Consider the following 6,662-nt stretch of genomic DNA (forward strand, 5'->3'; position numbering starts at 1 on the left):
CTCATCACGCGGGTCGCCCTGAACCAAAAGGCGGGCCTTTTCCAGGAAGCGCTCCAGAAACGCGTCGTACGCCGGCTCCTGGACGAGAAGCCTCGTCCCGGCGAGACACACCTGGCCCGCGTTGTCGTACTGCTCGACTGCGGTCGCGACGGCGGCCTCGAGGTCCGCATCGGCAAACACGACGAAGGGTGATTTACCGCCCAGCTCGAGGCTCACCGGGGTCAGGTTCTTCCCCGCTTCCGCGGCGATGAGTCGGCCGGTCTCGACCGAGCCGGTGAAGCTCACCCGCGACACGCGGTGATCACCGATCAGGTGGGGTCCCACTTCCTCGCCGATACCCTGTACGACATTCAGGACCCCGTCGGGAAGCTCCGCTTCTTTCGCGATGTCGGCGAGAAGCGACGCGGTGAGCGGCGACCACTCGGCGGGCTTCAGAACCACCGTGTTCCCCGCGGCGAGAGCGGGCGCGACTTTCCACGTAGCGAGCATCAGCGGCGCATTCCAGGGCGTGATGCAGACCGAGACACCGGCGGGATCCCAGCTCACGTGGTTCTCGTGCCTTCGCGTTTCGAAATCCTCGTGGTTGAGCTTGAGGAGCCAATCGGCAAAGAAGCGAAAGTTGTGCGCCGCTCGCGGGATCACCGCGCGCCGGTGCGAGCGGAGAAGCGCCCCGTTGTCCCGCGTCTCCACCGTCGCCAGCTCCTCGAGTCTCAATTCGATGCCGTCGGCAATGGCGTGGAGCACCGCGGCTCGATTTTCGCGAGGAGTCCGACTCCAGGCGGGGAATGCGCGCGCCGCGACTTCGATCGCCGCCTCCGCTTCCTCACGCCCTCCTCGCGCCACCGCGGCGATGACCGTCTCGTCGATCGGGGAAAGGTCCTCGAACGTGTCGGCCGAGGCCAAGCGCTCGCCACCGATCCATTGGTCCACGCGCTGCATGGCCGCGATTGTACCCCGGCTCTGCTCGACCAAGCCCTCTCGCGCTGTTGTAGAATCGCGCCCGCCGAAGCCATGAGCCACTTCTTCGCCTACCTGTCGCGGATGAAGTTCATCCAGCGATGGGGATTGATGCACAACACCTATGCCGAGAACGTCCAGGAGCACAGCTTGCGCGTCGCGCAGATCGCTCACGCCCTCGCGCTCATACGCAATCGGCGTTTCGGCGGAACGGTGAGCGCCGAGCGCGTTGCCGCGCTTGCGCTCTATCACGACGCCGGCGAGGTCCTCACGGGAGATCTCCCCTCTCCCATCAAGTATTTCAACCCCGAGATCCGCAAGGCCTACCAGGATATCGAGGCCTCGGCCGCCGACCGGCTCTTGGCGATGGTACCCGCGGAGCTTCGGAACGACTACCGCTCTTTGCTCGACCCCAAGGACCAGGAGCATGTGGCAATCGTCAAGGCAGCGGACAAGATCTGTGCCTACATCAAATGCCTGGAGGAGACCTCGGCGGGTAACCGCGAGTTCTCGAGAGCCGAACAAGCGCTCGCGAAAACGGTTGCGGAGATCGAGCTTCCCGAGGTGAAGTACTTTCTCGACACCTTCGTTCCGAGCTTCCGGCTAACGCTCGACGAGCTGGGTTGATATGCGGCGCATCTTGCTCGACGGAGTGCCGACGTCGGTTCGCTTGGATGACACCGATCTCGTAGCCGACGACGACCGGCGGATCCCCGAATCGAGCGCCGACTACCTTCCACCCGTCGAGCCGAGCAAGATCTTGTGCGTCCACCTCAATTACCGGAGCCGCGTCGATGAGTTCGGGGCCAGGCTTCCGCAAGCGCCAACCTACTTCCAGAAGCCGACCAGCTCCCTCAACGCGCACCGCGGACCCGTCGAGCGTCCCCCGCGGTGCAAGTATCTCAACTACGAAGGTGAGATCGTCATCGTCATCGGGAAGACCTGCCGAAACGTCTCACGAGAAGAAGCACGAGAGTACATAGCCGGATACACGATCGGCAACGACTTCGGACTCCACGACTTTCGGGACACGGACGCCGGCTCGATGCTGCGGGTCAAGGGCACCGACACGCTCTGTCCCATCGGCCCCGAGCTCGCCGCCGATTGGGAGTTTCGCGACAAGCGCATCCGCACCTTCGTCAACGGTGAGGTGCGACAAGACGGGCGTACATCGGAAATGGTGTGGGACATGAGCTATCTCGTGGCGGATCTCGCGCGAAATCTCACGCTCGAGCCTGGTGATTGCATCTTTTCGGGCACGCCCGCGGGCTCGCGGCCGGCCGAACCGGGTGACGTCGTGACCGTGGAGGTCGAGGGCCTGGGCGCATTGACCAACACCATCGTCGAGGGGTCGACGCCCCTACGCGACGACCTCGGCGCGCAGCCGAGCGAGTCTGAAGAGGTCGTCTCCACCGCGCTCGGTGGCGACTGGGAATTCCGCGGCATTCGTGCGCCGAGGAGGTCTCCGTGAGCGAGCCGCGAGGCCAGCTGTCGCTCCGCACCGTTGCCATGCCCGCGGACGCCAACCCGTCGGGCGACATTTTCGGGGGCTGGGTGATCTCGCAAATGGATATCGCCGGCGGGATGACAGCGGGTCTGAGGGCGCAAGGGCGCGTCGCGACCGTCGCCATCGATTCGATGATATTCAAGCTGCCGGTTTTCGTTGGCGACATCCTCTGCGTCTACACCGACATCGTGCGCATCGGCAGGACGTCGATGACGCTTCACGTCGAGGCCTGGGCGCTCCGGGGAAACGTCGGCGAGCGCATCAAGGTAACGGAAGGTCTCTTCACATTCGTCGCCATCGATGACAACCGCCGGCCGCGGCCCCTGCCACCCGAGGGAGGGGCGTAAAACCTCACGTGGGTCCACGTGAATTAGCTCGAGCGGCCCGGATTCAGAGGGCAATCTCAAAGTTGGCTCTTCATCTGCGACAACTGACCCGGGGTCAGCTTGACAAACCTGCCGGAATGACAAAGGATCGGTGCGCTCTGGGGACAGTCTTCGTTCGTCGGCGGTCGCCGATCGGGTTCGTGCCGAGCGCGTCGGGCGGATGGACACCCTTTGCCAAAGGAGGGAGCTCTATGCGTTTACGACACGTGTTGGTGGTCGCGGCCGGACTCTTGATCATCGGTTCGGGGCGCAGCGTGGCCCAAACGATGCCGTCGTCACAGCCAAACTTGCTCGAGATTTTCATTGAAGAGATCAAGCAGGGACACGATGCGGATCACGCGATCACCGAGGCGGGCTGGCCGGCAGCGTTCGAGAAAGCCAAGTTCCCTTACACCTATCTCGCCCTGGCCTCGCTCACCGGGAGAAGCCAGGTATGGTACGCCACGTCGTATGATTCACATGCAGCTCTGGGCGACTCCTACAAGCGGACGAGCGAAAATAAAGAACTGGCTTCCGAGCTGGCGCGACTGAGTCGAATGGATGCCGCGCACATCGACGGCGTTCGCATCGTTCACGCCCGCGCCCGCCCTGACTTGAGCCACGGCACGTTTCCCGACATCGCCACCCAGCGATTTTGGGAAATCTCGATCTTCAGCCTCCGTCCCGGTTACGACGACGAATTCGGAGAGGCTGCCAAGGCCTATGGCTCATCCGCTTCTCGAAACGCGCCCGAGGCCAACTTTCGCGTCTACGAAGTGATCGCAGGACTTCCAGGCTCAACCTATTTGATATTCGGCTCGGTTGCGGAGTTCGGTCAGCTCGATGCGGTGATGAGCAGCGGCGATGCCACCATGAAAGGCTTGAACGCCGAAGAGCAGGCCGCCATGGAAAAATTCATTCCCGGGCTCATCAAGTCGGAGACGAACCGGTTCAGGCTTGATCCCACGATGAGCTACGTGCCCGCGGACATCCGTGCCAGGGACCCGAAGTTCTGGACGGCGACGCCCTGAGAACAGGTTCGAGCTTCGAATCCTGCTAGTGACAAGGAAGGTGCCTGTCGGGGACAGGAAGAAGAAGTTGAAGCACGTCGTGGCGACGAGAGCGGTCACCATCGCCACCCAGAGGCCGCTTCTCGTGGCCACGAGGAGGATGACGAGAAGGAACGAGAGCGACACCGTGGTCGCATTGGCGACGGGAACGTACCGACGATAAAGAACGGTCGCGGCGCCGATGACGACGAAGGCGCTTACGAGGTAGCCGACCTCGCGACGCGGAGGTGACAAGGGTGTGTCCTCGTCCCCCAGTCTAGAACCGCGGCCCCGCTACTGCCAGCGTGGCGGCGACGAGCGCCTCCCTTCGAACGGTCGCCTCAAGAATCTCTAGGCAACGTCAGCACTTTGTAGAAGCACCAGGCCGCGAGTCCCCAGACGAAACCAACCGAAAGCAGCAGAAAGATCCAACCTCCGAGAGTCATAACTTCCGCCTCGACTCAGAGCCCAGAGGGAGACGCCCGTCGATGTCGAGCCCCGCTGCCCGCCAACGCTTCTCCCCGATCCGAACGCAAACGAGCAGGAAGACGAGCACCAACCCGACGAGCACGAGCGCGCCTTGACGGAGGGGGCTCGACACCGCGTCGTAAATCCAGTGACCGAGGTTCGCGGAGCAAAAGGCGACGAACACCAGAATCAGATAGGTGGGAGCCACGTACTTCATCACGAAACGCTGCGCTCGCGGGATGCGGATGGATGCACCACGGTGCGCCTCTTCGAGGCCGCGGTCGGCGCCGAATACCCAGCTGAAACAGATGATCTGAACCGCGGCGAGGACGAATATGCAGAACGTGCCCACCCAGTCATCGATGGTCGTACGAAAAACGCCGCCTTCGCTGAAGTACAGCACTGGTAGAGAGCCGCCGATGCAGGTGATTGCGAGAAGCGCCACCGCGGCCTTGCGGGTGATGCCGAGCGACTCTTGGAAGAACGCGACCGTGGGCTGATACATCGAAAGCGAGCTTGTGATCGCGGCGAGAAACAGCATGAGGAACCATACGGCACCGACCGTGTTTCCCAATGGACCCATCTGGGCGAAGACCACCGGCAGGGTCGTGAAGCCGAGGGCGTAGGTTCCCGTAGCGATGGCCGCTGTCGTTCCCGACAGGCCGAGAAAGACGAACGAGGCCGTCAGGGTAATGAGTCCGCCGAAGCCGACCTCGAAGAGCTCGTTCGTGGCCGACGCCGTAAGGCTGGACAGAACCACATCGTCCTTGTGCCTGAGGTAGGAAGCGTAGTTGATGATGACGCCGAACCCCACCGAGAGGCTGAAAAAGATCTGACCCGCGGCAGCGAGCCAGGTCTGAGGGTTTCCCAGGGCGCCGAAGTCCGGATTCCACATATAGCCGAGCCCGTTGGAGACGCTGAGCTCGGGCCGAGCGGGATCGGGCGTGCCCAGCGTCAGCACTCGGATCAGGACCACCAGCGCACACAGGGCCATGGCGGGCATGGCCCAACGACAGAACGTCTCGATTCCCTTGGAGAGGCCTCGATAGACGAAATACAGGTTCACCGCGAAGGTGATCACCCAGAAGAGAACCGTAGGCTCGGCGCCGGAAAAGAGTATGCCGCTCGCTTCGTTGCCGCTGAACCGACGATAGAACTCACTCGACACCCGAGTCTGCTCGGCGATGCTTGCGGTGGTGTCGACCCCCAAGCCGCCGTTCAGATAGGTCCAGAAGTAGCCGAGACACCACGCCTCGACGAACGTGTAGAAGAACGACACCGCGAGGGGAATGAGAACTCCGAGGGCGCCCAAATAGCGCGCAATGGCGCCTCGGCCAAAGACTCCGAGAATAGCGGGTGCCGAATGCAGGCCCTTGAGTCCTCCATAACGGCCCATCGTCCACTCCGCCCAGCCGATGGGAATGCCGAGGAAGAGGAGCGCGCAGAAATAGGGGAGGAGGAAGGCGCCGCCGCCGTTTTGTGCCGCCTGTCCGGGAAACCGCAGGAAGTTGCCGAGCCCCACGGCCGAGCCCGAAACGGCAAGGATCACGCCAATCCGGGTGGCCCATCGCTCCTGTTTGTCCTGGTCATCCATTTCTCGTTACCTCGACTCCGTCGACTCTTCAGCGATTCTCGAATCGCCGCAAAAATCCGGTGACTTCACCCTGAATAGTTCCCGTGCGCTGACGCAAGCGCTCGAGCCAGCGTCGCGCCCAGATAAATTCGGTCGCGAGAACCGCGAGCGCGAGGGCGATCAGCAGGAGCCCCGGGCCCGGAAGTACGAGAAGCGCGGCTCCGACGACGAGAAGCGTGGAACCCATGAGGAGGACGATCGTTCGTCGCGCATGTTTTCTCGTCAGAAGCAAAAGGCTCTCCAGCTCGTTCGCGAGCGGCGACACCAGTGGAGCGGTGTCACGGCCGCGCCCGACGAACGATGCGGCGATGCCGACGCCGAGGATTCCGAGGATTACCGACAGTGAGAGGAAAGTCGGAATGGGATAGTGGTGCGACAGGAGCATCTTGACCCCGACGAATCCGAGGACATAGACCAGGCTCATCTTCAGATAGCGAAAACCCGCCATGACCGCGGCCAGCGCGAAATAGAGCGATCGAAGACCGAGGATGGCGAAGACGTTCGAAGTGAATACGAGAAAGGGATCCTGGGTCACCGCAAAGATGGCGGGGATCGAATCCACGGCAAAGACCACGTCGGAGAACTCCACCACCAGCAGGGCGAGGAACAGAGGAGTCATCGACCATCCGGCCGCGGTCCTCACGAAGAATCGGCCTCCGTGCAGCTCGTCGGTCAAAGGGTAG

At 62.6% G+C, this 6,662-nt stretch carries 8 protein-coding genes; 5 read left to right on the top strand and 3 right to left on the bottom strand.

Annotated elements, in window-relative coordinates; all coding sequences use genetic code 11:
- The coding region (locus VEK15_21485) for an aldehyde dehydrogenase family protein (GenBank protein ID HXV63286.1) at positions 1–939 on the bottom strand (939 nt) is incomplete at its 3' end.
- A 72-nt stretch (positions 940–1,011) separates the two neighbouring features.
- Between VEK15_21485 and yfbR the strand changes: the two genes are divergently transcribed.
- From yfbR to VEK15_21510, 5 genes are all read left to right on the top strand, one after another.
- Entirely contained in the window at positions 1,012–1,584 is a 573-nt protein-coding gene (gene yfbR / locus VEK15_21490) for a 5'-deoxynucleotidase (protein HXV63287.1), read from the top strand.
- Position 1,585: 1 nt separating this feature from the next.
- The gene (locus VEK15_21495; GenBank protein HXV63288.1) at positions 1,586–2,428 is read left to right on the top strand and encodes a fumarylacetoacetate hydrolase family protein; all 843 of its coding nucleotides are present in this window, start codon (positions 1,586–1,588) and stop codon (positions 2,426–2,428) included.
- A 38-nt stretch (positions 2,429–2,466) separates the two neighbouring features.
- Positions 2,467–2,811 (top strand): acyl-CoA thioesterase, encoded by a 345-nt coding sequence (locus VEK15_21500; protein ID HXV63289.1) that lies wholly within the window; start codon positions 2,467–2,469, stop codon positions 2,809–2,811.
- Positions 2,812–3,041: 230 nt separating this feature from the next.
- Complete coding sequence (locus VEK15_21505) at positions 3,042–3,860, top strand: hypothetical protein (GenBank protein ID HXV63290.1); 819 nt, start codon at positions 3,042–3,044, stop codon at positions 3,858–3,860.
- A gap of 28 nt (positions 3,861–3,888) precedes the next feature.
- A complete protein-coding gene (locus VEK15_21510; protein HXV63291.1) occupies positions 3,889–4,062 on the top strand; it encodes a hypothetical protein in 174 nt (57 codons plus the stop codon).
- 258 nt (positions 4,063–4,320) lie between these two features.
- Here the strand turns inward: VEK15_21510 and VEK15_21515 are convergent, their stop codons facing one another.
- The gene (locus tag VEK15_21515) at positions 4,321–5,940 is read right to left on the bottom strand and encodes a sodium:calcium symporter (GenBank protein ID HXV63292.1); all 1,620 of its coding nucleotides are present in this window, start codon (positions 5,938–5,940) and stop codon (positions 4,321–4,323) included.
- A 28-nt stretch (positions 5,941–5,968) separates the two neighbouring features.
- A partial coding sequence (locus VEK15_21520) for a PGPGW domain-containing protein (GenBank protein ID HXV63293.1) occupies positions 5,969–6,662 on the bottom strand: 694 nt, incomplete at its 5' end.

The organism is Vicinamibacteria bacterium, from assembly GCA_035620555.1.
Taxonomy (GTDB): domain Bacteria; phylum Acidobacteriota; class Vicinamibacteria; order Marinacidobacterales; family SMYC01; genus DASPGQ01.

Coding starts and splice junctions, on each gene's coding strand:
- yfbR (HXV63287.1), top strand. CDS start 1,012: ATGAGCCACTTCTTCGCCTACCTGTCGCGGATGAAGTTCATCCAGCGA.
- VEK15_21495 (HXV63288.1), top strand. CDS start 1,586: ATGCGGCGCATCTTGCTCGACGGAGTGCCGACGTCGGTTCGCTTGGAT.
- VEK15_21500 (HXV63289.1), top strand. CDS start 2,467: ATGCCCGCGGACGCCAACCCGTCGGGCGACATTTTCGGGGGCTGGGTG.
- VEK15_21505 (HXV63290.1), top strand. CDS start 3,042: ATGCGTTTACGACACGTGTTGGTGGTCGCGGCCGGACTCTTGATCATC.
- VEK15_21515 (HXV63292.1), bottom strand. CDS start 5,940: ATGGATGACCAGGACAAACAGGAGCGATGGGCCACCCGGATTGGCGTG.